Genomic DNA, 25,482 nt, shown 5'->3' on the forward strand with positions numbered 1-25,482 from the left:
AATGATGAATGATGGTAATGATACTATAAAATGGTCAATTTTTATACACAATCTATGAAACAACCTAAAAAAATGTGTCATTCGTCATAGATTTTCCCATGTCGATGAATGCGTTCAATGGTGGCAAGTTCATTTTTAGTGAAAGGCACGATAAAATCATCAATGTTCTTAATACTTTTGATGGCAAAAAGCCCATCGTGAATGAAATCATATAGGGGTTGGTAGCCATGACGGTAAGCGGCAGATTTAGCAAGCGAAAATGCTTGGTATAATAACAATGAATCAAACTGAGCATAAGATGCCATACAAACGGCTTGTATGTCTTTGATTTGATTGGTTCGTAGTGATTGGGAATCAAGGCTGTGGTAGGCAAAGACCATCATCTCATCGCTGATACCACTTGCTTGATATTGCTGATGGCACAAGGGGGTTTGACGAATGAACTGGGCGACTTGCAAATCCAATTCCACTGCCAAAATGGCAGACTTGATGCCTAAAATGCCTGTCGCCAATGTCTTTTTTGGAATCAGTTTTTCGAGGCGACCTGAACCAATTAGGGCATTATTGCCTGCGGTCAGCAGTTGATCAACCAAGGTGTCAAAATCCTGACTGCCATAAATGCGATCGATCAGATAATGAGCAAAGGCTGCGGTGTTTGGATTGGCAAATAAAGCATGATTGCTTTGATGAATACGCTGTTTTTGCCATCGTTGTACCGCAAGGAAAATGGCTTGTAATTGTTGATCGGCATGGTGTGGTAGTGCTTGGTAGGCAGTGAGTGTTTTTACCAATTCTTCAACATGAGACATAAAACTTCTCCTTGGTTGCATTGATGATAATGTTGGGTTTTTTGAGTCAATTTCAATCAGTCAAAGATGACAAAAATTGGTGCATTGTTTGATAATGTGGTAAAATTGTCATAAAACTGTCATATTTGTTATATAAGATGTCTGAACATTTATTTGGTTGTTTGCCTTAGGTGTTTGGGCAAAATATAACGGTCATCAGCATTGATGCTGAGTATCTTTTACTAAAGTCTTTTTAATTTTTGGCGGATTTATGGTAAATTCAGCAAAACAGACCACGCCAATATGGGCAAATGCTTTTTTTGCTCTGTTATTGGCAATGGTGTGTGTTTATTTTGCGTTTTGGGGGCTAGAATATACAGCACATCAGCAGGTAGCACTGTTCATGGTGGCAAGTTTTTTTGGCATATTCATGGCATTTAACATCGGCGGTAATGATGTGGCGAACTCATTCGGCACTTCTGTCGGTGCAGGCACTTTGACCGTTACTCAAGCATTGGCGGTGGCGGCCATTTTTGAAGTGTCAGGTGCGGTACTGGCTGGTGCTGCTGTGACTGATACGATTCGTAGTGGTATCGTAGACATCGGTAAGCTTGGTGTCAGTCCAAATCAGTTCATTTATCTGATGCTGTCAGCATTGGCAGCGGCAGCGTTTTGGTTGTTGTTTGCAACAAAAAAAGGCTTGCCTGTCTCAACCACGCATGCCATCATTGGCGGTATCGTCGGTTCATCCATTGTACTTGGTATTAGCATTGGTGGTGCAGATTTTGCCTTTTCAACGGTAAAATGGTCAAAGATTATTGAGATTGTTATCTCGTGGGTGATATCGCCATTGCTAGGCGGTATTTTATCGTATGTCTTGTACAGCTTAATTAAGCGTAATATTTTGGCTTATAACGAGAAAGTTGAAGCTCGTGTTAAGGTGTTAAAATCACAAAAGAAAGTACTTAAGCGTGAACAAAAAGAGTTTTTTGAAAGCTTGAGTGATGATGATAAGTTGCCATACACCACAGCATTACTGCGTGATCAAGAAGCATTTAGCGAAAGCGACTGCCATCGAGATGAATTGGAGACGGATTACTACCGTTCACTTTATGACATTGAGCATGAGCGTAGTGGCATGGACACGCTCAAAGCACTCAAAACTTGGGTACCGCTCATTGCGGCATTTGGTGCGGTCATCATGACGGCAATGGTGGTATTTAAGGGCTTAAAGAACACTGGTCTGAATCTGTCTGCTTTGCATGCGTCTTTGGTGATGGGTATGATTGGTGCGATGGTATGGTTGACGGCGTTCATTTACACCAAAACCATTCGAGGTAAGCACAAAGAGGATTTAGGTAAAGCGACTTTCATCATGTTTAGCTGGATGCAAGTATTTACCGCCTGTGCATTTGCGTTTTCACACGGCTCAAACGACATTGCGAACGCAGTCGGTCCTTTTGTGGCAATTTTGGATGTGATTAAAGAAAACGCCATTGCTGCTAAGGCGACCGTACCTGCTCCTGTGATGCTAACTTTCGGCGTGTCTCTCATTGTGGGCTTGTGGTTCATTGGTAAAGAAGTCATTCAGACGGTCGGTACCAATCTCACTGAAATGCATCCAGCATCAGGATTTGCAGCAGAGCTGGCAGCGGCGGCGGTGGTGATGGGTGCATCAAGCCTTGGCATTCCTGTATCAAGCACGCACATTTTGGTGGGTGCTGTGCTGGGCATTGGTGTGGTCAATAAGAACACCAATTGGAAATTAATGAAGCCGATCGGTTTGGCGTGGATCATCACGCTACCTGTGGCAGCAAGTGTGAGTGCGGTATTTTTCTTGATTTTAAATCAGGTTTTATGATGACTCATCTTAAAAAAACGGCTTATTGTGATGAGCCGTTTTTTTTTCATGATTTTTAAGACCATGAGAATCATCATTATTTGTTTTGTTGGTAGGAATCATGCACCAATGCGACTGATGGATTTGTTAAACATGCTTTGTCTTTGATATACTAAGCAAATCAATCCTATTTTTAACAAGAGGCATTCATGAGCGGTGAACCTACCTTAGCGCAAAGAAAAATCATCTACCAAGCCAGGCGAGGATTAAAGGAGCTGGACTATTATATTGATCCTTATGTCAAGCTTAACTATTTGACTGCACCAAGCGATGAGCAAAGAGCATTCGAACGACTGGTGGAGTATGAAGACCCTGATTTGTTGTTGTTTTTTTTGGGTCAAGAGCGACCAGATGATGACGAAGTATCAGCACTCATTGAACGCATGAAACAGCTAAAACATGCCCAATCCTAACATCAAATCAACCATCCATCACCACTCTAAAAATCGCTTGCATTTAGAGCTTGTATTGCATCGTCGTGGCAAACCATTTGTTTGGTCCATATATGTCTTGACGACACTACTACTTGCTCTGTGGGCTGATTTATCTTGGTGGATGATGGGCATTGTGTCTTTGATGGCGGTGCTGCTGTCCGTATGGCTGGCATATCAAGTAAGACCACTCACACTCAATTGCCATCACATTGACGAAGCTTGGGAAATTGGCGTAGCAACCAAAAGAGGGCTTGCTTTGTGGCAAGGGTATTTGACACAAGCACAGGTGATTGGCACGCCTAATAAATCCGTATTTTTAAGATTTTATGTGATTGAACCCAGTCGATGCACGATGGAGGTCATCATTCGTCGCCATCAAGTGAGCGATGAAAATTTTCGTAAGCTTTTGGGTGTGTGTGCCATGAATGCGGCTGGTGCTGGTTAATCGTGATTGTCAAAATCAGAATGATTCATTGATATAAAACCATTTAAGGTTACATAATACCGACACTTTTATTGGCAATCTTTGATAAGATGAATATTTGGTTAGGTTCGTTGATTTGCCTGTGTGGGCAATATTGAGCTTGATTTATTTGATGGTCATCATTCATGATGCAGGCTCATTGTTATGTGCCTTTGAATAACGATTGGTGGCTTGTTGGTTTTTTATTTTGATTTATTATTAAGGATAACTCATGAGTTTATTACAATCTATCGTTACACAAGTGGCTCAAAATGCCTTAAAAGACACCAAAGGTGTGCAAAATGACATGGTCGGTACGGCCTTGGGTGGTCTTTTGGGAGGTATTGGTGGTCAGTCTCAACAAGGTGGCTTGGGCGGTCTTTTGGGGAGTCTTGTGAGTGGTCAGGCGAACCAAAGCCCAGCCAATCTTGGTGGATTGCTTGGCAGTTTTTTGGGTAATCAGACGCAATTAACCAAATCTCAAAGCGGAGGCTTTGATAAATCGACTCTATTGCTTGCGTTGTTGCCAGTCGTCCTTAATTATATCCAAAAAAATGGCGGTCTGTCTGGAGTACTTTCTAAATTACAAGGCAGCGGCTTGGGTGAAAAAGCACAATCATGGGTTAATATCGACAAGGATAATGATGGCATTGATGCACAAGATGTCGCTCGCTTATTTGGTAATCAAGAAATATCTGAGGTTTGTTCGCAGACAGGGGCAAGTGAACAGGAGGTCTGTCAAGGCATTGCAGACTTATTGCCAAAAGTGGTGAACGACTTGACACCAAAGGGTGATTTGGGTAGTGAGCAGCAAGCGAATGATGAAATTGCCCAGATTTTATCTCAACTTAAAGGCAGATTCTAATCACCTATGGTGGCATATTGTTGTCGCTGTTTAAAAAGCCATCAATGATGATGGCTTTTTTTGTGGTTGCTAAGTGCGTCATGGCTAAAGGATGGATTTGAAAGTTATTTTTTAATGATGCCTTAAAAATTTGCCAAATCAATACAAATGATTCAAGGTTTTGGCGGCATCTTTTCATCAATATCAAAAAAATGGTTTGGCTTTGAGTATTTTTTTGATATGATGCGTGGGTTGATTTTGGATAAGGTAAATTATGGCAAACTTGGCATTATTTGATTTGGACATGACCATGCTTGATGTTGATAGTGATCACAGCTGGGGTCAATTCATTGTTGATGAGGGTTTGGTGGATGCGACCGTTTACGCCCAGGCGAATGATAAGTTCTATCAAGATTATATCGCAGGCACGCTAGATGCGGTGGAATATAACGAATTTGTGGCAGCATTTTTGACCACGAAGACGATGGATGAGCTGCATGAATACCGTCAAAAATATCTAGACACTTGGATCATTCCGAATATGCGCCCCAGAGCCATTGCTCAGATTAAAAATCATCGTGATGCTGGCGATACCGTTGTGGTCATCAGTGCAACCAATGATTTTGTTGTTAAGCCAATCGCCAATCTGTTTGGTGTTGATGATGAGCACACACTGGCGACGGTGTTGGAAGTTAAAGACGGTCGCCATACAGGTCGTGTGAGTGGTCGACCAAATTTCAAAGAGGGTAAGTTGTATCATTTGCAAAAACTGATCAGCTCTTACCAACAAAAAGGTGTGGTGTTTGAACGGATGATTGCTTATTCAGACTCTAAAAATGATTTGCCATTGTTGTCATTCGCTGATGAAGCGGTCTGTGTCAATCCTGATGACATATTAAAAGCCGAAGCGATGCAAAGAAATTGGCGTATTGAAAATTGGGCATCATGACTTTTGGGTGTGTCATCACGCCATGCCATAAATGATTTGCAATGCTGTCAGTGCCACCACAGGTGCGGTTTCTGTGCGTAGCACTCTCTCACCGATTGTCCAAGGAGTAAAGCCGTGCGATTTGGCCAGTGCCATTTCTCTGGGTGATAATCCTCCTTCGCCACCAATGAGTAAGGCGACGGTGTTGGGCAGTGGATGATGAAAATCAGGTTTGCCATCACTTAATGCCAAGACTAATTTTAGTTCATCTGTACAGCTGGCTACCCATTCATCAAGCGTCTTGGCTGGTGCGATGGCGGGTATTTTATTCAAACCGCATTGTTCGCAAGCAGCAACGGCGATGCCTTGCCAGTGGGCGATTTTTTTTCTGTTGCGTTCGTATTTTAGGGGTTCTTGGCAGCGTTCACTGGTCAGTAGCTGAATGTGCGATACGCCCATTTCACATGCTTTTTGAATGGCGTAGTCCATTCTATCGCCTTTACTGATCACAAGACCGATCGTCGCTTGGAACATTGGTGTGCGATTGATGGGATTGAAATCATTGATATGCACTTTGGCAGATTTTTTATCAATCTGAGTGAGTGTGGCGGCATATTCGCCACCTTGACCATCAAACAGTATGGCAACATCACCCACCTTAGCACGCAAAACCCTGCACCAGTGATGAGTAACCTCATCAGGCAGGCACAAATCTTCGCCAATGCTTAATCCCTGCTGAACAAAAAAACGATTCATAAATAAGGCTCAATTAGAAATAAATAGCCAACAAAACTGATATTGGCGACCACACTTAGCCAAAACACCCATTGAAATTCTGCTTTTTGTGTCTTATGGCGTAGTATGTGCTGGGCAAAAGCACCGCCAATCCAACCACCAAATAACGCCCATAAATGCAAGCTGTATTCTGGGGTGCGACGCTCCTTTCTCTTGGCGGCCGTTTTGTCAAAAGCATACAATACATAGCTTGCCAAGCTACTCAGTGCGTAGGCGATGAGCAGGGCAAATGGCAATGCGCCAGCCATCACTAAGGTTATGATGATGACCGTGTATGTCAGAGCAAACAGACATGCCCATGATGAGCGTGATGTGGGATTTTTATTGGGTGTTGTCATGAGCGTCCTAACAATGGCAGTCATCAACTGCCATTGCTTTGTTATTGAGAGTTAAGATTAGTATTTGTACTCATCACTCTTAAATGGACCATCTACAGAGACGCCCAAATAGTCAGCTTGCTCTGCTGTCAGGCGGGTGATGACGCCATTAAATCCTGCAACCATGGCTGCTGCCACTTCTTCATCAAGCTTTTTGGGTAAAACTTTGACATACAAGTTTTCCGCTTTTTTATCAGCAGGCAAATCGGCAAATTTTTCAGCAAATAGGTGCATTTGAGCCAAAACTTGGTTGGCGAATGAGCCATCCATGATGCGAGATGGGTGCCCTGTGGCATTGCCCAAATTAACAAGGCGACCTTCGCTTAACACAATCAGATAATCACTCTCATCGTTTGAGCGGTATACTTGATGAACTTGTGGTTTGACTTCCACCCATGTCCAATGATCACGCATGAACTGAGTGTCAATTTCGGTGTCAAAATGCCCAATGTTGCATACCACTGCCGTTGATTTTAATGCTTTTAACATTTCACTATCACACACATGATAGTTGCCAGTGGTGGTTACTATCAAATCCGTGTCTTGCAGCAGCGTTTGATTAACCCCTTGATTTTGATCGCCATTGATAAAAGGCGATACCACTTCATAACCGTCCATGCATGCCTGCATGGCACAAATTGGGTCAATTTCAGACACACGCACGATCATTCCTTCTTGACGCAAAGACTGTGCCGAACCCTTACCAACATCGCCATAGCCAATCACCAACGCTCGGCGTCCAGAAAGTAACATGTCTGTACCACGCTTAATGGCGTCGTTTAAGGAATGGCGGCAGCCGTATTTGTTGTCATTTTTGGATTTGGTGACAGCGTCATTGACATTGATGGCAGGGACTTTAAGCTCACCTTTATTCAGCATGTCAACCAAGCGATGAACCCCTGTTGTCGTCTCTTCGCTGATGCCGTGAATGTGGTCTAGCATTTGTGGGTATTTGTTGTGAATTAAGGCGGTTAAATCGCCACCATCATCCAAAATCAGATTGGCATCCCAAAGTTGCCCATCTTTATGGATTTGTTGTTCAAGGCACCATTCGTATTCTTGCTCGGTTTCGCCTTTCCATGCAAAGACAGGAATGCCAGCTTCGGCAATGGCTGCTGCTGCGTGATCTTGGGTAGAAAAAATATTGCATGATGTCCAGCGAACTTCTGCACCCAATGCCACCAAAGTCTCAATCAACACCGCTGTTTGTACGGTCATGTGAATGCAACCGACAATTTTAGCACCTGCCAAAGGCTGTGTGTCTTGATAGCGTTTACGGATACCCATTAAGGCAGGCATTTCTGTTTCGGCAAGTTTGATTTCTTTGCGACCAAACTTAGCAAGGCTGATGTCGGCAACTTTGTAGTCGGTAAAATCTTGGGCTGTGATGGTAGACACTGCGTCCACTCCTTATAAAGATTGATGAATAAAAAAGCAAAAAACGCAGATGTCGTTGTTTTTTATTAAAGCAAGCAGCCTTAACAAACCAAGCCTGACTTTACCAATCGGTAAAATTGCAACATCTCTTGGTGGGTTGGCATTATAACAAATTTATGATGAATTTGCTAAATGCCTAGTGAGTATGCTGGCTTTTTGGGGGGGGTTGATGACTTGTCTTTATGGTTAAAAGTTGATAGCATGGCACTTTTTTAGGCAGTGTGCGATTTTGGCTGTTAAGGTTAAGAATGATGGGTGGTGCAAGATGAGCTTGGCACAAAAGGTGTTGATGTTGATTGTGTTATTTTGGGCATTGATGTTTGACCAATTTGCCCACGCTGCTCCCACGCAAGGATTCTTAACTCCCATCACTGCTCATAATGAACCTAAGCATAAGGATACCTTTGGTAGAGATACGCCAAGAAGTGCTGTGCAAGGCTTTATGCAGGCGATTGGTGATGGTGATGTCGTGCTAGCAACGCATTATTTAGATGGTCGGTATTTGTCAAGCATGAAGCAAGATGATGCCAAAAAAATTGTAGGGCGATTTAAAAAAGCACTTGATGCAGGCGGTAGGCTTGATGCGGACTTGCAAATCAGTGGAGACTCGCTGGGAAATCTGTCGGATAATCTGCCTGCTGATCTGGATAAGGTTGGCGAAATTCATCTGATGAATGCTCACATCGACATTTTGATGGTGCGACATGAGAGTGCTGATGGGGCGGTGTATTGGCAATTTGCCAAACAGACGCTTGCTAACCTGCCACACATCACCAAATCCACACCCACGCTTGCTGAAAATATGGGGCTGGATAAACTCAACCATCATCGCATTTTTGGCGTGAATGTTGGCGATATCATGGCATTGGCTTTGTTGGTGGTGGGAGCTTATGTGGTCATCTATGTATTGGTATGGCTGATGTACTGGCTAGCCAAGATGATTTATCAAGGTTTGATGGGTGGCAAATACCGCATCACACCGACCGTCATCATGCCACTTGCCATCATCATTGTGGCGATGCTATTACCGCAAATCATGCTGCCCATGGGTGTGCCTGTCAATTTGCGTACATCTTTTGGGCGTTTTAAGGATGTCATTGCATGGGGAGCAACAGCTTGGCTGGTATTAAGACTGATAGATGCACTGTTTGGTCGTGCCGAAGCATTGAGCATTAAGCACAATCACCCTGAGCAAGTGTCAATTTTAAGTTTGCTGCGCAAAATTGCTAAGGCATTGATGCTTATTTTGGCTGTCATCATCATCTTGGGCAACTTGGGCTTTGACTTAACCACAGGTATGGCGGCACTTGGGGTGAGTGGTTTGGCACTTGCTTTTGGTGCACAAAAGACCATTGAAAATCTCATCGGATCGGTCGTTGTGGTTGCAGATCGTCCTGTGCGTGTCGGTGATTATTGTCGTTTTGGTAATCTTGAAGGGACGGTGATTGATATTGGCATTCGTTCAAGTCGCATTCGCACACTTAATCGTACGGTGGTAACTGTGCCAAATGGTGAGTTTTCATCCATGCAGATAGAAAACTATGCCAAAAGAGACATGTTTCATTTTTTGCATCAGTTATACATTGCCCGAGATGCTGATGCTGATGAGCTTGGTAGAATGATTCGTGAATTACAAATGTTCATCAGTAGCCATGACTATGTCAATAACGAATGGACGCAGGTGCATATCATTGAGATGCGTCAAGATTGCTTTGTGGTACAAATCAGATGCTATATTGATGCGTTGGGGGTTATTGAGTTTTATGGTAAGCAAAGCGAGCTGATTTTAGACATTTTAAATCAGTTAAAAAACTATCAAGTTAGCCATGCTTTACCTACCCAAACAGTTCATGTTCAGAGTGATTGATGATGGTAATGATGGGGGTTGTAATGTGGTTTTGACACAAAAGGGGTTTCATCAATACTTTGTCATGTTGTCAGATAAAAAATAATTTGTACCAAAACATGGGTGCATTTGACCAACTGACTGACCCAATAAGAGTTGGTCGGTGCAAAAAAAGATGTCGCTCAAAAAACCAATCAAAAAACAAAAGTGGTTAGGAGATAAAATTTTAGAAAGTTGGTCTGATTAAGTACCCATTTTTTTATTTTTAATTGTATAATATGCCAAGCGTATCACGCAATAACAAGACCGCTAGGATATGTCATCAAAGCAAGGTTGTGAATCTAATTCCAACACCCATCAACCGCCATTTTGGTAAGATTTAGGAGTTCTTATGAGCATTCAAAAAGCAGTCGAGCTGATTAAAGACAGTGAGGCTTTATTTGTGGATTTGCGATTTACCGACACCAAAGGTAAGCAAGCACATGTTACCATTCCTGCACGCATCGTTCTTGATGATCCAGAAGAATGGTTCATGGACGGTCAAGCATTTGATGGATCGTCTATCGGTGGGTGGAAAGGCATTCAGGCATCAGACATGCAGCTCATCGCCGACCCTAACACTGCTTATCTTGACCCGTTTTATGATGATGCCACTGTTGTGATGACTTGTGATGTTGTTGATCCTAGCAGTGGACAAGGATATGACCGTGATCCACGCTCCATCGCTAAGCGAGCTGAGGAATACCTAAAAGCGACTGGCATTGGTGATACGGCTTATTTTGGTCCTGAGCCAGAATTTTTTGTGTTTGATGGTGTGGAATTTGAGACCGACATGAGCGGCACTCGCTTTAAAATCCATTCTGATTGTGCGGCATGGAGTAGCGGTAAGCCAAAGGACTGCCAAGAGTTGGGGGTAAATTTGGGGCATCGTCCTTTTGTTAAGGGCAATTATTTTAGTTTGGCGCCTGTGGATAAAGGTCAGGACTTACGCTCGATGATGACTCGCCTGCTAGAACAGATTGGCATTCCTGTTGAAGTGCATCATGGTGAGGTGGCTACTGCAGGACAAATGGAGATTGGTACGAAATTTAGCACATTGGTTCAGCGTGCTGACTGGACACAAGACATGAAGTACATCATTCATAATGTTGCAGCAAGCTTTGGTCAGACCGCCACCTTCATGCCCAAGCCTTTAATGGGTGATAACGGCAGTGGCATGCATGTGCATCAATCCATCTGGAAAGATGGTGAAAACTTATTCGCAGGTGATGGCTATGCAGGTCTGTCTGAGACGGCCTTATATTACATTGGTGGCATCATTCGTCATGCCAAAGCTTTGAACGCCATCTGCAACCCATCTACCAACAGCTACAAGCGTTTGGTACCGCACTTTGAAGCACCTGTTAAGCTGGCTTATTCTGCCAAAAATCGCTCGGCATCCATTCGCATTCCCGCTGTCAACAGTGCGAAAGCTCGTCGCATCGAAGCTCGTTTCCCTGACCCAATGGCAAACCCTTATTTGGCATTTTCCGCCTTATTGATGGCAGGCTTAGATGGCATTCAAAATAAAATTGATCCAGGTGAACCAGCAACCAAAAACTTGTATGATTTGCCCCCAGAAGAAGATGCACTCATTCCAACCGTCTGTGCATCGCTTGATGAGGCATTGGAGGCACTGCGTAATGATTGTGAGTTTTTAACTCGTGGTGGGGTGTTTAGTCAAGATTGGATTGACAGCTACATTGACTTTAAGTATGAAGAGGTTCGTCGTCTACAAATGGCACCACATCCATTAGAATTTGAGATGTATTATTCTTTGTGATGACTGAATCACTTCTCAATCAAAAACCCAAGTCAAGATTCGGCTTGGGTTTTTTGTAAAACGACTCAAACTCATTTTAATCAGTTTGACATCGCATCTTCATGTAAGAGCGTATTGAGTTCATCAATGGTCAATGACCAAACAGAGTCAAGCTTGTACTCTTCTTTTAAAAAAGAGCGTTGCTGCTCATTCCAAAACGGAGCATCAATGAGCATTGTTTGTTGGGACAGCTGATTGGTGCGGATGAATGAGTCAATGGCAGCATCTGAATTATCAAGCCCCAGCTGCTTAAACAATTGATTGAGGGTGTAATCGACTTCACCTAGCATGATGATCTCCTGATGATTGTTTTAAGTTGTGTTGCCATGATTGTAGCACAGTCAAAAAAATGAGCAAGGCGTCAACCTTGCTCAATTGTGGGCATTTTGTAGATGAAAATTCTCATGCGATGACGGTAAGATGAGCAGGTTGGTAACCTTGCCAATTGTTCACACTCATCAAGTCACGCAAATTGCCCTTAGCCAAGCACTGACACCAGCTCGCCCTCAACCAAGTGCATGCTGATGGCTTTGGTGATGTGGACGCTAACAAACTGACCAAGCAGTTCATCACCGCCTTTAAAAATCACTGAGCGTGTGTTGTCGGCTGTGCCGTGCAGATAACCATCTCGGCGATTGGCTCGCTCTTCGACCAACACGCGTACCACTTGACCAACCATGGCATGTGTTTTGGCAAAAGTAGACTCCTTGATGACTTCTTGAAATTCAGCCAAGCGTGCTTTTTTGGTCTCAAGACTGACATCGTCAGGCAAATCAGATGCTGGCGTGCCAGGTCTTTTTGAATAAATGAAACTGTATGAATGATCAAAATCCAAATCTTTGGCAAGTTGTAGAGTGTCATTAAAATCAGCATCGGTCTCGCCTGGGAAGCCAATGATGAAATCACTTGATAAGTGTAGGTCGGGACGCACAGCTTTGAGTTTGTTGATTTGATTGACATAGACATCAATCGTGTGGTTGCGTTTCATTGCTGCCAGCACATTGTTTGAGCCGCTTTGTACTGGCAAATGCAAATGCGATACCAGTTTTGGCAAAACTTTATAAGCGTCAATGATGTCATCAGTGAATTCTAACGGATGGCTTGTGGTGTAGCGAATGCGTTCAATGCCATCAATGTGCGAAACATAATGTAATAACTCGCTAAATCGGCAAATCGTACCATCACTTTTCTCGCCACGATAGCCATTGACATTTTGACCAAGCAGGTTAATCTCACGCACGCCTTGTTCAGCAAGGCTGTCAATCTCTGCCAGCACATCATCAAGTGGACGAGAAAGTTCTTCGCCACGCGTATAAGGGACAACACAAAAAGAGCAATATTTTGAGCAACCTTCCATGACGGATACGAAAGCCTTAAATCCTTCAACTTTCGGCTCTGGTAAAAAGTCAAATTTTTCAATGCTTGGAAAAGACACATCGACCACGCCGATGCGATTTTTTGGGACTTCCAAGCTTTGTTTGGTGGACTGTTCATAAAGCTCTGGCAGTCGGTGCAGCGTCTGTGGGCCAAAAATCATGTCAACAAATGGGGCGCGTTTTTGGATATTATCGCCTTCTTGGCTCGCCACACAACCACCCACGCCGATGACCAGATTTGGATTTTTTTGTTTCAGCTTACGCCAGCGACCCAGTTCGCTAAATACTTTTTCTTGGGCTTTTTCACGGATTGAGCAGGTGTTCATGATGAGAACATCTGCTTCGCTAATATCTTTTGTGATGATCATGCCGTGCGATTGACCCAAAACATCTCCCATCTTTTGAGAGTCGTACTCATTCATTTGACAGCCTTGGGTGGCGATGTAAACTTTTTTGGCCGTGCTGGTATTTTGTGAGGTATTCATTGCCACCGCTGTGTTTTGGGTGGTGGTTTGGTGTGCTTTTGGGTCAAACGTGACGACTTTCATGACGGGGTTTTCCAAAATGACAAAATAAGCTATTTTAGCATAAATGGCATCGATTATGGTAATGGTTTTTGCCCAGATTGACATCACTGACCCAGTTTTGGGTATGGACAAAATATTTGATAAGAAAATGTGGTTTTATGGCGGTTTTGTTTTAGTATATGAAAAGTGTAATATTGGCATCATTATTTTGGCATTTTGGGGGTTTTTGTGAGTAAGTCATCACAAATCGGCACCGATCAAAAATATGGCTGGCAGCTTGCCACCATCATTTTGGCAAAATTTTTTAAGGGATTGTAGCAGACAAGCCCTAAATCCCACACCATTTTCTCAATATCTTAAGCTGATTAGATGGTGTGCTGTAGTTAAATCTAAACTCACATTCTTTGATAAAAAGATGGAAGTTTTTCTTGGGGGTGTCATTGTATTTTCTAAGTACTCGTTTAGCTTGCAGCCAAAAGTTTTCAATGCCGTTGATGTGGCTTTGGTCTTTGACAAACTCTTTGGAATGATTGATACGAAAGTGTTTAAACTCACTCACATCAAAGGCATTATCGCTTCTATAACCATCTGTGTAAACGATGCCATCTGGCTTGATTTTGCTTGAGATGATAGGCATTAAGGTGCTTTGCTTGGTATCTGTTACAACAACAGTATACACCCTGCCATGACGCTTCAAAAGACCAAACACAGCTGTTTTAGTATCCTTTTTATCGTTTTGCCACCGAGTACGCTTACAATACAGGCGAGAGCCTGGTGGCTGGCTACGCCAAAAAATCTTGGCTGTATCTGTGGGTTTTTTTCATCATGAGCATCATCTCAGGCGTCATCACCACAGGTGCGGTTACTTTACTATGTGCGGTGATTTTGGGGTATGTTTTGCCATTTGAGCTCAACACTTTGGCTCTATCAGCGATCGTGATGGTGTCATCGTGGGTACTGCTGATCGGTGGTCGCTATAAGATGCTGGATAATCTGATCAAGTGGATCGTTGCCGCCTTAACCATCGCAACCGTAGCGGCAGTGGTGATTGCAGCAGGCAAGCCATCTGTCATGATCTCTGATTTTATTGAGCCATCGCCTTGGAGTCTGGGGGCATTGAGCTTTGTGATTGCCTTGATGGGCTTTATGCCAGCACCGCTTGGATTTTCGGTCGTCACCTCGTTGTGGACTGCCGAAAAAATCCGCACCGATCATACCAGCCGTTATCAAGGCATGGCGGATTTTAATGTTGGCTATTTGGTATTTACCGTGCTGGCACTGTTTTTCTTGGCACTTGGCGTATTTTTGCAATACGGATCGGGTTAAGAGATTGCCATGCAAGGCGGTGCTTATGTCGGCCAGCTGATCGAGATGTATGCGACGACGATCGGCTACTAGACCAAGCCTTTGGTGGCTTTCATTGCGTTTTTGTGCATGTTTGGCACGGTCATCGCATCGGCTGACGGCTATGGATGTATCACTGCTGAGAGTTTGTCCTGGATCATCAAAGACAGCAGCGAGCTGACCGAAAAATATCTCAAGTCTTGGACGACTTTTGTGTTGGTGTCTGGCTATGCCATCATTGCGTTTTTCTTGGGGCAGATGGCGGCTTTGTTAAAATTTGCGATGATCTCTGCCTTTGTCGCTGCACCGATTTATGCGTATTTGAACTACTCACTGATCAAAAACGAGCCGACCACTTCATTTGGCATGCGATGGTTTGCCATCAGTGGCATTGTCTTTTTGGCTGGATTTAGTGCGTTGTTTTTGTTGCAGTTTTTGGGGTGATTGGTTAAGCATAAAAAAGGTGGGTACAGCCCACCCGCATTTTAATAAACAGTATCAATGGCCTGCTTGATTCAGCTTTCTATATGCATCACAGCCTAGCTGTTCGCCCAAATCACAGGCTTTACCATACCATTCTTTGGCGGTGGTTTTATTTTTGCGGACGCCTTGCCCTTTATGATACAAAACACCGATATTATAGGCGGCTTTTGCAGAGCCTTGAGCATGGGCTTTTTGAAACCATTTCATCGCCTCAGTATGGCTTTGGCGTACGCCTTGTCCCTTGGCATACATATTCCCCAAATTAAATTGAGCACCTGCATCTCCTTGCTCGGCTGCTTTTTGATACCAATACACCGTTTGATGGGAATCTTGTTTTACGCCCCATCCATTAAAATACATCCAACCCAGATTATTTTGAGCGGCTACATCTCCTTGCTCGGCTGCTTTTTGATACCAATACACCGCTTGACGGTCATCTTGTTTTACGCCTTGTCCTTCGCTGTACATCCAACCCAGATTATTTTGAGCGGCTGCATCTCCTTGCTCGGCAAGTCTTTTAAAGATAGGGAAGGCTTGGCTGTAATTTTGATTTTGTGCATAATATAAGGCAGTATCAAAATCATCCGCCATTGCAAGGGTGGTGCTTAGGCTAAGTGCCAGTAGGACGGTGCAAAGTGTGCGTTTGACTGTCATCATAAATATTCCTTGATGGGTTAAAAATTTTATCATATAAAATTTGATGAATGTTGGCAAGGCTGCAGGCTTTAAGCATGGTTAAAAATTTTCGCTGTCAGGCATTTCTTATTTTGTTTTTTCTTGTTGACAACATTTGTGGGTAAAAATTACAACTTTTATACAACCAAGCAACTTTGATTTGATAGGCTAGATGGCATTTGACATTTCATTTATCATCATTTCAGTTGACAGTCTAAGTGAGCTTTCATGAAAATCCACCCAACCAAACTGCATTTGGCGACCGCCTTGTGCGTGCTTGGCACCATCGCTCAGGTCGCTTGTGCACAGAGTAGCCCTAATGATGGCAGCATCTATCAATTCATTGATGCTGAGCGACAAAAATCCAACCCTGATGCCATGTATCGATATGAGCAAAGCATGCAGGGTACGCTATTTGCTGTGTATCCTGAATATTGGCGACTCAATCAGAATCTGTCATTACAAGATCCACAAACCATCAATCATTTTGTCATTAAGTATCCCAGTCAAGTGATGAGTGAAAAATTGGCAGCTGATTATGCTGAAATCAAAGCACGCCAAAACGATTATGCGTCGGTGCTTGCTGTATCCCCATCAATCGAAAATGCTGATAAATCAGAAGCTTGTGCCATCGCACTTGGCTATAACCAAAGCCCTGAATCCTATCGTGCTTTGGAGCAAAAGCATCATGTTTGGCTAAACACGCAAATCAAACAATCATTGTGCGATAAACTTGCGACTGAGATGGTGGATAACCCACGCATCACACGCACCGATCAGCATGAGCAACTGATTCGCATGATGCGCATTGATCGTCGACAACTTTCTAAACGCCAAGCACCACTGGATAAAACAAGGGACATTTTGACCTTGTCAGCTCGCTTGGGCTTGCCAATTTCTTATGAAACTTTGCGTAGCATTGCTAATAATCCCTATGAATTTTTTAGTCAATTTGCCATGAATGGTTATGATGAGGTCAGTCAGTATTTGTATGTTTATGCCATCAGCCAGCTGGCACATCGCTCTTATCATGATGCCATCATGCAGTTGCAATTTGACATTAATCAAGATGACACTCGACCGCAAAAGCGTCTTTCCGACATGGCTCGCCGTTATGCTTACCGTGCGATTGCGGTCAAGCGTATGAATATGAATACTGATGATGGATTTAGCATGGATGCGATACATTGGTTTAGGCAGTCTGTGGGTGAGCCATTTAATTTTGAAGAAGCGGAGGATTATGCACAAGCGGCCATTTATTTTGGTCAATGGGAAGATGTCATCACTGCCATTTCATCAATGAGCACACTACATCAAGATGAGAGGGTGTGGCGGTATTGGCTGGCTCGCAGTTATGAACAAACAGGCAAACAAGCTTGGGCAAGAAGCATTTATCAAGAGTTGGCTGCTGGTGTGGACTATTATGGTCTGTTGGCTAAAGATCGCTTGGGTCAAAAACTAAGTTTGTCGGAGCTTGGAGGCAATGCCTTACCAAACATCAGTCAACAAGATGCCTATCGTGTCATGCAAAACCCGCATTTTGCTCGTGCGTTTTTGATGATGCAAAACGGTGTTTCAAATGAACATAGCGGTCGTGAATGGAATTGGGCGGTCAGGGCTGCTCGTGATAGCAATGACAATACTTTGGCACTGGCGGCCGCTAAGCGTGCATATGATTTGGGCATGTATCATCGCAGCATTTATGCCATTGATAACATGCCAAATCTAAGAGCGGTGTCGTTATCACACCCCATGCCTTATCAAGCCAGTGTCATGTCTTACAGTCATCAAGTCGGTATCGATCCTGCATGGGCATACGGCATCATGCGTCAAGAAAGTCGTTTTCAACCGACGGCACGCTCAGGAGTGGGTGCAGGTGGCTTGATGCAAATCATGCCAGGCACTGCCAATCAAATTGCTCGCAGCATGGGTGAGTCATCAGGCAACATGAATCGTCCAGAGACGAACATTCGCTATGGTACCTGGCATCTCAATGATTTGGCAAATAAGTCTGGTGGGCAGATTACGGTGGCCACCGCAGGTTATAATGCTGGGTTGGGTGCGGCAAGAAAATGGTTGCCATCGCATGGTGCGATCAGTGCGGATCAATATGTTGAGGCGATTCCTTATTTTGAAACTCGTGATTATGTCAAGCATGTCATGGAGAATGCGACCATTTATGGGCTGTTGTTGGGTAATCATGTACCAATCACCCAGCGTATGGGTACGGTCTGGCCACGCCACTAAGGTATGATGATGCTAATGTTTGCCCAAGCCTTTGATGATATAGACTTGAAAATAAGGCATTTTTAGCTTTGCGATTTATGCTTAAAAGTGCTACACTAAGGATAATTTTGTGATGCCATCTGCCAAGAGGGCAGGAGATGACAAAATTACCCAAATTGATTATTGGATATTAAATAAGGAGAATGTCATGAGTAAACAACCTGTTCGTGTTGCCGTGACTGGTGCTGCTGGTCAAATCGGTTATAGTCTGCTGTTCCGCATCGCCTCTGGCGAAATGCTTGGTAAAGACCAACCAGTGATTTTGCAACTACTGGAAATCCCCAACGAAAAAGCTCAGCAGGCACTACAAGGGGTCATCATGGAGCTTGATGATTGTGCTTTTCCATTGTTGCATGATGTGATTGGTACAGATGATCCAAATGTGGCGTTTAAAGATGCTGATTATGCCCTGTTGGTCGGTGCTCGTCCTCGTGGCCCTGGCATGGAGCGTGCTGACTTACTTCAAGAGAATGCTAAGATTTTCACTGTTCAAGGAAAAGCATTAAATGATGTGGCAAGCCGTGATGTCAAAGTGCTTGTGGTGGGCAATCCAGCCAACACCAACGCATACATCGCCATGAAATCAGCACCAGACTTGCTAGCCAAGAACTTTACGGCCATGTTACGACTTGATCACAACCGTGCATTGACTCAGGTAGCAAAGAAAACTGGTCAAGCAGTCAAGGACATTAAACAGCTGACTGTTTGGGGTAATCACAGCCCAACCATGTATGCAGACTATCGATTTGCCACCATCAATGGCGAGAGCGTCAAAGACATGATTAATGATCAAGAATGGAATGCCAATACTTTCTTGCCAACCGTTGGTAAGCGTGGTGCGGCAATCATTGAAGCTCGTGGATTGTCATCAGCGGCATCTGCTGCCAATGCTGCCATTGACCACATGCGTGATTGGGCATTGGGTACAAATGGCGAGTGGGTAACAATGGGTATTCCGTCTGACGGCTCTTATGGCATTCCAGAGGGCGTGATGTTTGGCTTCCCTGTAACTACTGAAAATGGTGAGTATAAAATCGTTCAAGGCTTAGAAATTGACGAATTTAGCCAAAAGTATATCGACATCACACTCAATGAGCTTGAAGAAGAGCGTGCTGCGATTGACCATTTGTTCGGTTGATTGATGTCCGCTTAATGTGGCGATGACCTGTTAAGTAATACCCCAAAAGCAAGTATTTTTTGGGGTATTTTTTTATGTTTCATGCTGGCTGGGAGTAACGGCGATTTTTGGTGATGAGGCGTGCTACTTGAGGGAGTGATGTGGAAAATTGATGGTATTTTTGGCGGATTTTCGGTATGATAGTGCATTTGATTTATTGATATTTTGATATGAGTGTGTTGCCATGAGTATGTTTGCCAATCATCAGAACAACCTAACAATGTATGATACTTTGACTGCCAGTAAACGACAGTTCATACCAATAAAGACAGGTGAGGTAGGTATGTATGTCTGTGGCATGACTGTATACGACCATTGCCATATCGGTCATGCACGGGTGATGGTGGCTTTTGATGTGATTTATCGTCATTTATCATCATTGGGGTTTGTGGTGAATTATGTGCGAAATATTACTGATATTGATGACAAAATCATCAATCGTGCTAACGAAAATGGCGAGTCAATCGGTGAGTTGACGACACGATTCATCGCTGCCATGCACGAAGATGCAGATCGCTTGGGCTGTCTTCGTCCTAACATAGAGCCAAAGGCGACAGAACACATCGATGACATGCAACGCATCATTGCCAAGCTGATGGACACCAATCATGCCTACACCAAAGGTGGTGATGTGTATTATGCCGTGGACAGTTTTAAAGATTATGGCAAACTGTCCAAAAGAAACCTTGAGGAGATGCGTGCAGGAAACCGTGTGCATGTGGCAGATGACAAATCCAATCCTTTTGATTTTGTGCTGTGGAAGCGTGCCAAGGTAGGTGAGCCTGCTTGGGAAAGTCCTTGGGGTAGTGGTCGTCCTGGTTGGCATATTGAATGTTCAGCGATGAGTGGTCGTTGTCTTGGTGAAACTTTTGACATTCATGGCGGTGGGCATGATTTGCAATTTCCCCACCATGAGAATGAAATCGCACAATCAGAAGCATGTACAGGTAAGACTTATGCCAATCATTGGCTGCATGTCGGCTTTATCAATGTTGATGGCGAAAAAATGAGTAAGTCTTTGGGGAACTTTTCTACCATCAAAGAAGTGCTTGCCAAATTTCATGGTGAGACGGTTAGGTTTTTTATCCTATCTAGTCATTATCGCAGTCAGGTCAATTTCTCTGACGGTGCATTGAATGACAGCCATGTTGCGATCAGTCGTTTATACCATGCGTTAAAATCTGCTGAAAGTGTGGGCGAGATTGTTGTAGATCATGACATCGTAACCATGGCGTTTGCCCAGCCTTATGCAGATGACTTTGTCAATGCGATGAATGATGATTTTAATACACCAAAGGCAGTGAGTGTCTTGTTTGCGGTGGCAGGCGAGATTAATAAAGCGATGAAAGTCGGTGATGATCTTGGTGTCATGCAATATGGCACGCTGTTAAAGACATTGGCAAGTAATTTGGGCTTGCTGATGGTGTCTGCCAGTGAGTTTTTGCAAGCAAGCCTGGATGATGAGGCATTGACGGTAGAAGCGATTGAGGCATTGATAGCTAAGCGTGCCCAAGCCAAAGCCAGTAAGGATTTCGCTCGTGCTGATGAGATTCGTCATGAATTAAAACAGCAGGGCGTAGAGTTGGAAGACAGTCGTGCAGGAACGACTTGGCGACGCATCTGATTGCCTACTAAAAAAAGAGCATGAACCATGCTCTTTTTTTAGTAAACTACCAAGCCGTTCTTTGTTTCATCAGATGACTGAGTGTGGGGCATGTCATTCGTCCAGGCTTTCTAGGCGAATGCGTACCACAGGTTCGGTAACACAGCTAAGCTGTTGGATTTGTTTGATGGCGGCATTCATTTGCTTTTCTAGTACAGGCAGGGTTAATATGATGACTGGCACCAACCCTGATTTGTGTGCATCTCTTTGTAAGATGGCATCAATATTGATTCCATTATCACTCAAAATACGCGTGGCATCAGCCAGCACTCCCAGCTCATCTTTGACTGTCAAACGCAAATAGTAACCACAGGTCATCTCATCACTTGGCAGAATGCGAGTATCTGACAGCTCCTCTGGGACAAATGCCAAGTGCGGCACATCGCTTGGTGTGGCAGCGGTGATGACATAGATCAAATCCATCACATCTGCCATGACTGCAGAAGCGGTCGCCCCAGCCCCAGCCCCGTCGCCGTAATATAACGACTGTCCTAATGGGTGGGCATCAACCATCACAGCGTTTTTGACACCATGAACATTAGCAAGCAATGTGGTATTTGGAATCAAGGTTGGGTGGACGCGCAACTCAAAGCCATGCTCACGGCGAATCGCTAGCCCCAAATGTTTGATGTTATAGCCCAGCTCGTTGGCATAGACGACATCTTGTAAGCTTACCTTGGTAATGCCTTCACAGTATACTTTGTCAAATTGAATCGGAATGCCAAAGGCAATAGACGCTAGCAGGGATAATTTATGCGCTGCATCTATGCCTTCAACATCAAAAGTCGGATCTGCTTCAGCATAACCCAATGCTTGGGCTTCCGCCAACACTTCACCAAACTTGCGATTTTTGGTTTGCATTTCTGTCATGATGAAGTTGCCAGTGCCATTAATGATGCCAGCCAGCCAGTCAATCTTGTTGGCGGCTAAGGCTTCACGAATGGCCTTGATGATGGGAATGCCACCAGCTACCGCCGCTTCATAGCGAACTTGCACGCCATTTTCATCTGCCAAAGCAAAAATCTCATTGCCATATTTGGCCAATAAGGCTTTATTGGCGGTAACAACATGTTTTTTGTGACGGATGGCGTGCATGATGACTTCTTTGGCGACATCGGTACCGCCGATGACTTCTATGACAATATCAACATCGTCAGCAGCGGCAATCGCAAGCAAATCATCGCTTTGGTTAATGGCGGGGTCAATATCGGTGCGATGGCGACGCGTACCAACATGAGTGATGTTGATGATGTGTCCGCTACGGCGAGCCAATTCTTCTGTGTTGTCTTTGAGCAGATTGACCACACCAGTACCCACGGTGCCAAGACCTAATACAGCAAGATTGATGGATTTATTCACGGTTGTTCTCGGAGTTTTGTGTTGAATAGGAGTTTATTAAAAATTTGTGATGCCTAACTTAGCACAACTTAATCAACTTGTCAGGATTTTTCATAAGATTTCATGAATTTTTTTGACAATGCTCTTAGCCTGTATGGCAGTTGCTGTTATTGTCGATAGTCAATAGCCAGTTTGGCAAGTTCGTCTGCTGGCAAATATCCGCCAATTTGTACACCAGATTCGGTAAAGATGGCAGGCGTGCCACTGACACCGATTCGCCGACCCAATTCAAGCTGTTGGGCAACAGGATTGTCGCATGCTGGAGCGGTGATTTTCTCACCGTTTTTGGCACGGTCAAGGGCTTCTTTACGGTCTTGACTGCACCAAATGGCTTCGGTAAGTGGCGTGATTTTATCGCTTCTAGGCCATGCCAAATAGCGTACTTCGATGCCTTTGGCATTGATGTCTTTGATTTGGCCGTGTAGTTTTTGGCAGTAATGGCAAGTTGGATCAAAAAACACATAAACCGATGCCAAGCGTTCGCCCATGGCAGGGTAGATGATCATCTGAGAGGTGTCGACTTTCTCAAGTAATTCTTTGGCAAGTTTGGATTGCAATGCCGTTGTGATATCAACAGGGTGTTCGCCACTCAAGCTGACAATCTGACCTTGGATAAGGTATTCGCCTTTTTCATCACTAAACATTGGAGCCGCTTCTTCAAACATTACCCAGTATATGCCATTCATTGCGGTGGGCGTGGCAGAGATGGCGGTCAGATCGATGTTGGATTTGTCAAGGTTGTGCTGTAAATTTTGAATCACTTGACTGTCTGATCGACCATGCTCAATCGCCACACTTTGTTTTTTGGGTGGTGGTGTGGTTTGAGAGTTGTCATTGCAAGCGGTTAAGCCGATGAATAAAGCCACCACGGCAATCCATGTCATCGGCTTGTGTGTTTTATTGATGTGCAGACTTGCCATTGAGAAAAAATTAAGATGTTTCATCATAAATACCGAATATTTATTTCAAGTTGATTTATGTGTTTAAAATCTAACAATTATGCCAAAGATTGATGAATAATGCTACTAAAATTTTAATTAATGTATGGAAAATACAACAAAAAATTCTTGATTTGGCAAGATGAATTTTGATACAATACAGCGTTATTTCATAACCTGCCTTTAACTGACTGCTAGCCTTTTTCAGTGGTCATGAGTAGGGCAATCTCTAAGGAAATGACCTATGCTACGCATTGCTTATGACGCTCTTACTTTTGATGATGTGCTGCTGTTGCCAGCCTATTCAGAAGTCCTTCCAAAACAAGCCAATCTCACCACTCGTCTAACCACCGACATCAACCTAAACCTACCCATCATCTCAGCCGCCATGGATACGGTAACAGAATCTAAGATGGCGATATCAATGGCACAACTGGGTGGTCTTGGTATCATTCATAAAAACATGAGCATTGAACACCAAGCAAGTCGTGTTCGCCATGTCAAAAAATTCGAAGCAGGCACTGTGGCCGATCCTGTAACGGTCCATCCAGATATTACCGTGGGCGAATTGCTTCGCATCACTCGTGAACACAAAATCAGTGGCGTGCCTGTGATTGAACGCGGTACGGATAAGGTAGTAGGTATTGTAACACACCGTGATTTACGCTTTGAGACAAATTTGGATCAACCAGTGGCGAATGTCATGACTCCAAAGAACAAGCTGGTTACTGTCAAAGAAGGCACGCCACAAGAGACCATCAAGGCGTTGTTGCATGAACATCGCATTGAAAAGGTGGTGGTGATTGACGATGATTTTCATCTCAAAGGATTGATTACTGTTAATGACTTTACCAAAGCAGAAAATAATCCAAATGCATGCAAGGATGATAAAGGTCGTCTGCGTGTGGGTGCAGCTGTTGGCACAGGTGCTGATACTGAAGCTCGTGTGGAAGCCTTGGCGGCGGCAGATGTTGATGTGATCATCGTGGATACTGCTCACGGTCATTCTAAGGGCGTGATTGATCGTGTGGCATGGATTAAAAAGAATTATCCAAACATGCAAGTCATCGGTGGTAATATTGCCACAGGCGATGCAGCACTTGCGTTGATGGATGCAGGTGCCAATGCGGTAAAAGTGGGCATCGGTCCAGGATCGATTTGCACCACTCGTATCATTGCAGGCATTGGCGTGCCTCAGATCAGTGCGATTGACAATGTGGCTACAGCATTACAAGATCGCATTCCACTCATTGCTGATGGTGGCATTCGTTTTTCTGGCGATATGGCAAAAGCCATCGCAGCTGGTGCGTCGTGCATCATGGTGGGCAGCTTGTTGGCTGGTACCGAAGAGGCTCCTGGCGAAGTTGAGCTATTCCAAGGCCGCTACTATAAGGCTTATCGTGGCATGGGTTCACTGGGTGCGATGAGTGGTCAAAACGGTTCGTCAGACCGATATTTCCAAGATGCCAAAGAAGGGGTGGAAAAATTGGTACCAGAGGGCATCGAAGGTCGTGTGCCCTATAAAGGGCCTGTCAATGCCATCATTGGTCAGTTGGTCGGTGGGTTAAAGTCATCAATGGGATATACAGGGTGTCAGACCATTGAAGAGATGCGAAAAAACACCACTTTTGTAAAAGTAACCTCAGCTGGCATGAAAGAATCCCATGTCCATGATGTGCAAATCACTAAAGAAGCACCGAACTATCGTCAAAACTGACCCTAAACGCCCCAAAAAAATCACTTAACCATTTTAAGTGATTTTTTTTATTTGTGAGAAAGTGGTTTTTTAAGTCAAGAATGAGTTTTGATGGTCGGTTTTGTCAGCCTGTGGACATGATTTTGAATGGTGAAAAAAGAAAGTGGTGAGTTTTTTTGAGAGTTTCAATGGTTTTATACGGACGACATAGGACAACAAAACCAATAAAACCCTTTAAAATAAAAG

At 43.9% G+C, this 25,482-nt stretch carries 22 protein-coding genes and 1 pseudogene; 13 read left to right on the top strand and 10 right to left on the bottom strand.

Annotation, left to right across the window (positions count from 1 at the left end; genetic code table 11):
• Window positions 1–77: 77 nt before the first annotated feature.
• The gene (locus tag M2R47_RS04730; protein ID WP_249099690.1) at window positions 78–809 is read right to left on the bottom strand and encodes an FFLEELY motif protein; all 732 of its coding nucleotides are present in this window, start codon (window positions 807–809) and stop codon (window positions 78–80) included.
• Window positions 810–1,059: 250 nt separating this feature from the next.
• On the opposite strand from M2R47_RS04730, the gene M2R47_RS04735 reads away from it, so the two are divergent.
• The 5 genes from M2R47_RS04735 to M2R47_RS04755 all read left to right on the top strand — a co-directional run bounded on the left by M2R47_RS04735 (window position 1,060) and on the right by M2R47_RS04755 (window position 5,378).
• Window positions 1,060–2,649, top strand: a complete 1,590-nt coding sequence (locus M2R47_RS04735) for an inorganic phosphate transporter (protein WP_249099693.1) — start codon at window positions 1,060–1,062, stop codon at window positions 2,647–2,649.
• Between the two features lie 188 nt (window positions 2,650–2,837).
• Window positions 2,838–3,101: an FAD assembly factor SdhE gene (locus M2R47_RS04740; RefSeq protein ID WP_249099696.1), complete on the top strand. Its 264-nt coding sequence runs from the start codon at window positions 2,838–2,840 to the stop codon at window positions 3,099–3,101.
• Window positions 3,088–3,567, top strand: a complete 480-nt coding sequence (locus M2R47_RS04745; protein ID WP_249099698.1) for a hypothetical protein — start codon at window positions 3,088–3,090, stop codon at window positions 3,565–3,567. The genes M2R47_RS04740 and M2R47_RS04745 overlap by 14 nt, the downstream gene beginning before the upstream one ends.
• A gap of 250 nt (window positions 3,568–3,817) precedes the next feature.
• The gene (locus M2R47_RS04750; RefSeq protein ID WP_249099701.1) at window positions 3,818–4,450 is read left to right on the top strand and encodes a YidB family protein; all 633 of its coding nucleotides are present in this window, start codon (window positions 3,818–3,820) and stop codon (window positions 4,448–4,450) included.
• Window positions 4,451–4,703: 253 nt separating this feature from the next.
• On the top strand, window positions 4,704–5,378 hold the full coding sequence (locus M2R47_RS04755) for an HAD family hydrolase (protein WP_249099706.1): 675 nt from the start codon (window positions 4,704–4,706) through the stop codon (window positions 5,376–5,378).
• A gap of 15 nt (window positions 5,379–5,393) precedes the next feature.
• Here the strand turns inward: M2R47_RS04755 and M2R47_RS04760 are convergent, their stop codons facing one another.
• From M2R47_RS04760 to ahcY, 3 genes are read right to left on the bottom strand one after another with little or no spacing between them, the layout of a single operon-like run.
• The gene (locus M2R47_RS04760) at window positions 5,394–6,113 is read right to left on the bottom strand and encodes a 16S rRNA (uracil(1498)-N(3))-methyltransferase (protein WP_249099709.1); all 720 of its coding nucleotides are present in this window, start codon (window positions 6,111–6,113) and stop codon (window positions 5,394–5,396) included.
• Window positions 6,110–6,490, bottom strand: coding sequence for a DUF1294 domain-containing protein (locus M2R47_RS04765; RefSeq protein ID WP_249099712.1), 381 nt, complete (start codon window positions 6,488–6,490; stop codon window positions 6,110–6,112). The genes M2R47_RS04760 and M2R47_RS04765 overlap by 4 nt, the downstream gene beginning before the upstream one ends.
• A 57-nt stretch (window positions 6,491–6,547) precedes the next feature.
• A complete protein-coding gene (ahcY, locus tag M2R47_RS04770; RefSeq protein ID WP_407069331.1) occupies window positions 6,548–7,918 on the bottom strand; it encodes an adenosylhomocysteinase in 1,371 nt (456 codons plus the stop codon).
• Window positions 7,919–8,231: 313 nt separating this feature from the next.
• Between ahcY and M2R47_RS04775 the strand changes: the two genes are divergently transcribed.
• Window positions 8,232–9,833, top strand: a complete 1,602-nt coding sequence (locus tag M2R47_RS04775) for a mechanosensitive ion channel family protein (RefSeq protein WP_249099718.1) — start codon at window positions 8,232–8,234, stop codon at window positions 9,831–9,833.
• 370 nt (window positions 9,834–10,203) lie between these two features.
• Window positions 10,204–11,634, top strand: a complete 1,431-nt coding sequence (glnA, locus tag M2R47_RS04780) for a type I glutamate--ammonia ligase (protein ID WP_249099721.1) — start codon at window positions 10,204–10,206, stop codon at window positions 11,632–11,634.
• 80 nt (window positions 11,635–11,714) lie between these two features.
• Here the strand turns inward: glnA and M2R47_RS04785 are convergent, their stop codons facing one another.
• The 3 genes and pseudogenes from M2R47_RS04785 to M2R47_RS04795 all read right to left on the bottom strand — a co-directional run.
• Window positions 11,715–11,963 carry a DUF2789 family protein gene (locus M2R47_RS04785; RefSeq protein ID WP_249099723.1) on the bottom strand — a complete coding sequence of 83 codons (249 nt, stop codon included), beginning with the start codon at window positions 11,961–11,963 and terminating at the stop codon, window positions 11,715–11,717.
• A gap of 188 nt (window positions 11,964–12,151) precedes the next feature.
• The gene (gene miaB, locus M2R47_RS04790; protein ID WP_249099726.1) at window positions 12,152–13,597 is read right to left on the bottom strand and encodes a tRNA (N6-isopentenyl adenosine(37)-C2)-methylthiotransferase MiaB; all 1,446 of its coding nucleotides are present in this window, start codon (window positions 13,595–13,597) and stop codon (window positions 12,152–12,154) included.
• A 307-nt stretch (window positions 13,598–13,904) separates the two neighbouring features.
• A pseudogene (locus M2R47_RS04795) lies at window positions 13,905–14,294 on the bottom strand (IS1595 family transposase); the annotation flags it as partial.
• A gap of 107 nt (window positions 14,295–14,401) precedes the next feature.
• Here M2R47_RS04795 and M2R47_RS04800 point away from each other — a divergent pair.
• Both M2R47_RS04800 and M2R47_RS04805 read left to right on the top strand, forming a co-directional pair.
• A complete protein-coding gene (locus M2R47_RS04800) occupies window positions 14,402–14,902 on the top strand; it encodes a hypothetical protein (RefSeq protein ID WP_249099728.1) in 501 nt (166 codons plus the stop codon).
• 108 nt (window positions 14,903–15,010) lie between these two features.
• Entirely contained in the window at window positions 15,011–15,364 is a 354-nt protein-coding gene (locus tag M2R47_RS04805; RefSeq protein ID WP_249099730.1) for a hypothetical protein, read from the top strand.
• Window positions 15,365–15,418: 54 nt separating this feature from the next.
• Here M2R47_RS04805 and M2R47_RS04810 read toward each other — a convergent pair whose 3' ends face one another.
• Window positions 15,419–16,060 carry a tetratricopeptide repeat protein gene (locus M2R47_RS04810; RefSeq protein WP_249099732.1) on the bottom strand — a complete coding sequence of 214 codons (642 nt, stop codon included), beginning with the start codon at window positions 16,058–16,060 and terminating at the stop codon, window positions 15,419–15,421.
• A gap of 246 nt (window positions 16,061–16,306) precedes the next feature.
• Here M2R47_RS04810 and M2R47_RS04815 point away from each other — a divergent pair, with 246 nt between their 5' ends.
• The 3 genes from M2R47_RS04815 (at window position 16,307) to cysS (ending at window position 21,165) form a co-directional block, all read left to right on the top strand.
• Complete coding sequence (locus M2R47_RS04815) at window positions 16,307–18,325, top strand: lytic transglycosylase domain-containing protein (RefSeq protein WP_249099734.1); 2,019 nt, start codon at window positions 16,307–16,309, stop codon at window positions 18,323–18,325.
• A gap of 187 nt (window positions 18,326–18,512) precedes the next feature.
• The gene (locus tag M2R47_RS04820) at window positions 18,513–19,502 is read left to right on the top strand and encodes a malate dehydrogenase (RefSeq protein WP_249099736.1); all 990 of its coding nucleotides are present in this window, start codon (window positions 18,513–18,515) and stop codon (window positions 19,500–19,502) included.
• A 223-nt stretch (window positions 19,503–19,725) separates the two neighbouring features.
• Window positions 19,726–21,165 carry a cysteine--tRNA ligase gene (gene cysS / locus M2R47_RS04825; protein ID WP_249099738.1) on the top strand — a complete coding sequence of 480 codons (1,440 nt, stop codon included), beginning with the start codon at window positions 19,726–19,728 and terminating at the stop codon, window positions 21,163–21,165.
• A 93-nt stretch (window positions 21,166–21,258) separates the two neighbouring features.
• Here the strand turns inward: cysS and M2R47_RS04830 are convergent, their stop codons facing one another.
• Together M2R47_RS04830 and M2R47_RS04835 are read right to left on the bottom strand one after the other, a co-directional pair.
• Window positions 21,259–22,563: a homoserine dehydrogenase gene (locus M2R47_RS04830; RefSeq protein WP_249099740.1), complete on the bottom strand. Its 1,305-nt coding sequence runs from the start codon at window positions 22,561–22,563 to the stop codon at window positions 21,259–21,261.
• Between the two features lie 146 nt (window positions 22,564–22,709).
• A complete protein-coding gene (locus M2R47_RS04835) occupies window positions 22,710–23,549 on the bottom strand; it encodes a DsbC family protein (protein ID WP_249099741.1) in 840 nt (279 codons plus the stop codon).
• Between the two features lie 235 nt (window positions 23,550–23,784).
• Here M2R47_RS04835 and guaB point away from each other — a divergent pair, with 235 nt between their 5' ends.
• A complete protein-coding gene (guaB, locus tag M2R47_RS04840; protein ID WP_249099743.1) occupies window positions 23,785–25,257 on the top strand; it encodes an IMP dehydrogenase in 1,473 nt (490 codons plus the stop codon).
• Window positions 25,258–25,482 lie beyond the last annotated feature (225 nt).

The sequence above is a fragment of the Moraxella oculi genome (assembly GCF_023336735.1).
Classification (GTDB): domain Bacteria; phylum Pseudomonadota; class Gammaproteobacteria; order Pseudomonadales; family Moraxellaceae; genus Moraxella; species Moraxella oculi.

Coding starts and splice junctions, on each gene's coding strand:
- M2R47_RS04760 (WP_249099709.1), bottom strand. CDS start 6,113: ATGAATCGTTTTTTTGTTCAGCAGGGATTAAGCATTGGCGAAGATTTG.
- M2R47_RS04765 (WP_249099712.1), bottom strand. CDS start 6,490: ATGACAACACCCAATAAAAATCCCACATCACGCTCATCATGGGCATGT.
- M2R47_RS04775 (WP_249099718.1), top strand. CDS start 8,232: ATGAGCTTGGCACAAAAGGTGTTGATGTTGATTGTGTTATTTTGGGCA.
- M2R47_RS04740 (WP_249099696.1), top strand. CDS start 2,838: ATGAGCGGTGAACCTACCTTAGCGCAAAGAAAAATCATCTACCAAGCC.
- M2R47_RS04735 (WP_249099693.1), top strand. CDS start 1,060: ATGGTAAATTCAGCAAAACAGACCACGCCAATATGGGCAAATGCTTTT.
- M2R47_RS04730 (WP_249099690.1), bottom strand. CDS start 809: ATGTCTCATGTTGAAGAATTGGTAAAAACACTCACTGCCTACCAAGCA.
- M2R47_RS04750 (WP_249099701.1), top strand. CDS start 3,818: ATGAGTTTATTACAATCTATCGTTACACAAGTGGCTCAAAATGCCTTA.
- M2R47_RS04800 (WP_249099728.1), top strand. CDS start 14,402: ATGAGCATCATCTCAGGCGTCATCACCACAGGTGCGGTTACTTTACTA.
- M2R47_RS04815 (WP_249099734.1), top strand. CDS start 16,307: ATGAAAATCCACCCAACCAAACTGCATTTGGCGACCGCCTTGTGCGTG.
- glnA (WP_249099721.1), top strand. CDS start 10,204: ATGAGCATTCAAAAAGCAGTCGAGCTGATTAAAGACAGTGAGGCTTTA.
- M2R47_RS04785 (WP_249099723.1), bottom strand. CDS start 11,963: ATGCTAGGTGAAGTCGATTACACCCTCAATCAATTGTTTAAGCAGCTG.
- cysS (WP_249099738.1), top strand. CDS start 19,726: ATGAGTATGTTTGCCAATCATCAGAACAACCTAACAATGTATGATACT.
- M2R47_RS04755 (WP_249099706.1), top strand. CDS start 4,704: ATGGCAAACTTGGCATTATTTGATTTGGACATGACCATGCTTGATGTT.
- M2R47_RS04835 (WP_249099741.1), bottom strand. CDS start 23,549: ATGATGAAACATCTTAATTTTTTCTCAATGGCAAGTCTGCACATCAAT.
- miaB (WP_249099726.1), bottom strand. CDS start 13,597: ATGAAAGTCGTCACGTTTGACCCAAAAGCACACCAAACCACCACCCAA.
- M2R47_RS04810 (WP_249099732.1), bottom strand. CDS start 16,060: ATGATGACAGTCAAACGCACACTTTGCACCGTCCTACTGGCACTTAGC.
- M2R47_RS04805 (WP_249099730.1), top strand. CDS start 15,011: ATGTTTGGCACGGTCATCGCATCGGCTGACGGCTATGGATGTATCACT.
- guaB (WP_249099743.1), top strand. CDS start 23,785: ATGCTACGCATTGCTTATGACGCTCTTACTTTTGATGATGTGCTGCTG.
- M2R47_RS04820 (WP_249099736.1), top strand. CDS start 18,513: ATGAGTAAACAACCTGTTCGTGTTGCCGTGACTGGTGCTGCTGGTCAA.
- M2R47_RS04745 (WP_249099698.1), top strand. CDS start 3,088: ATGCCCAATCCTAACATCAAATCAACCATCCATCACCACTCTAAAAAT.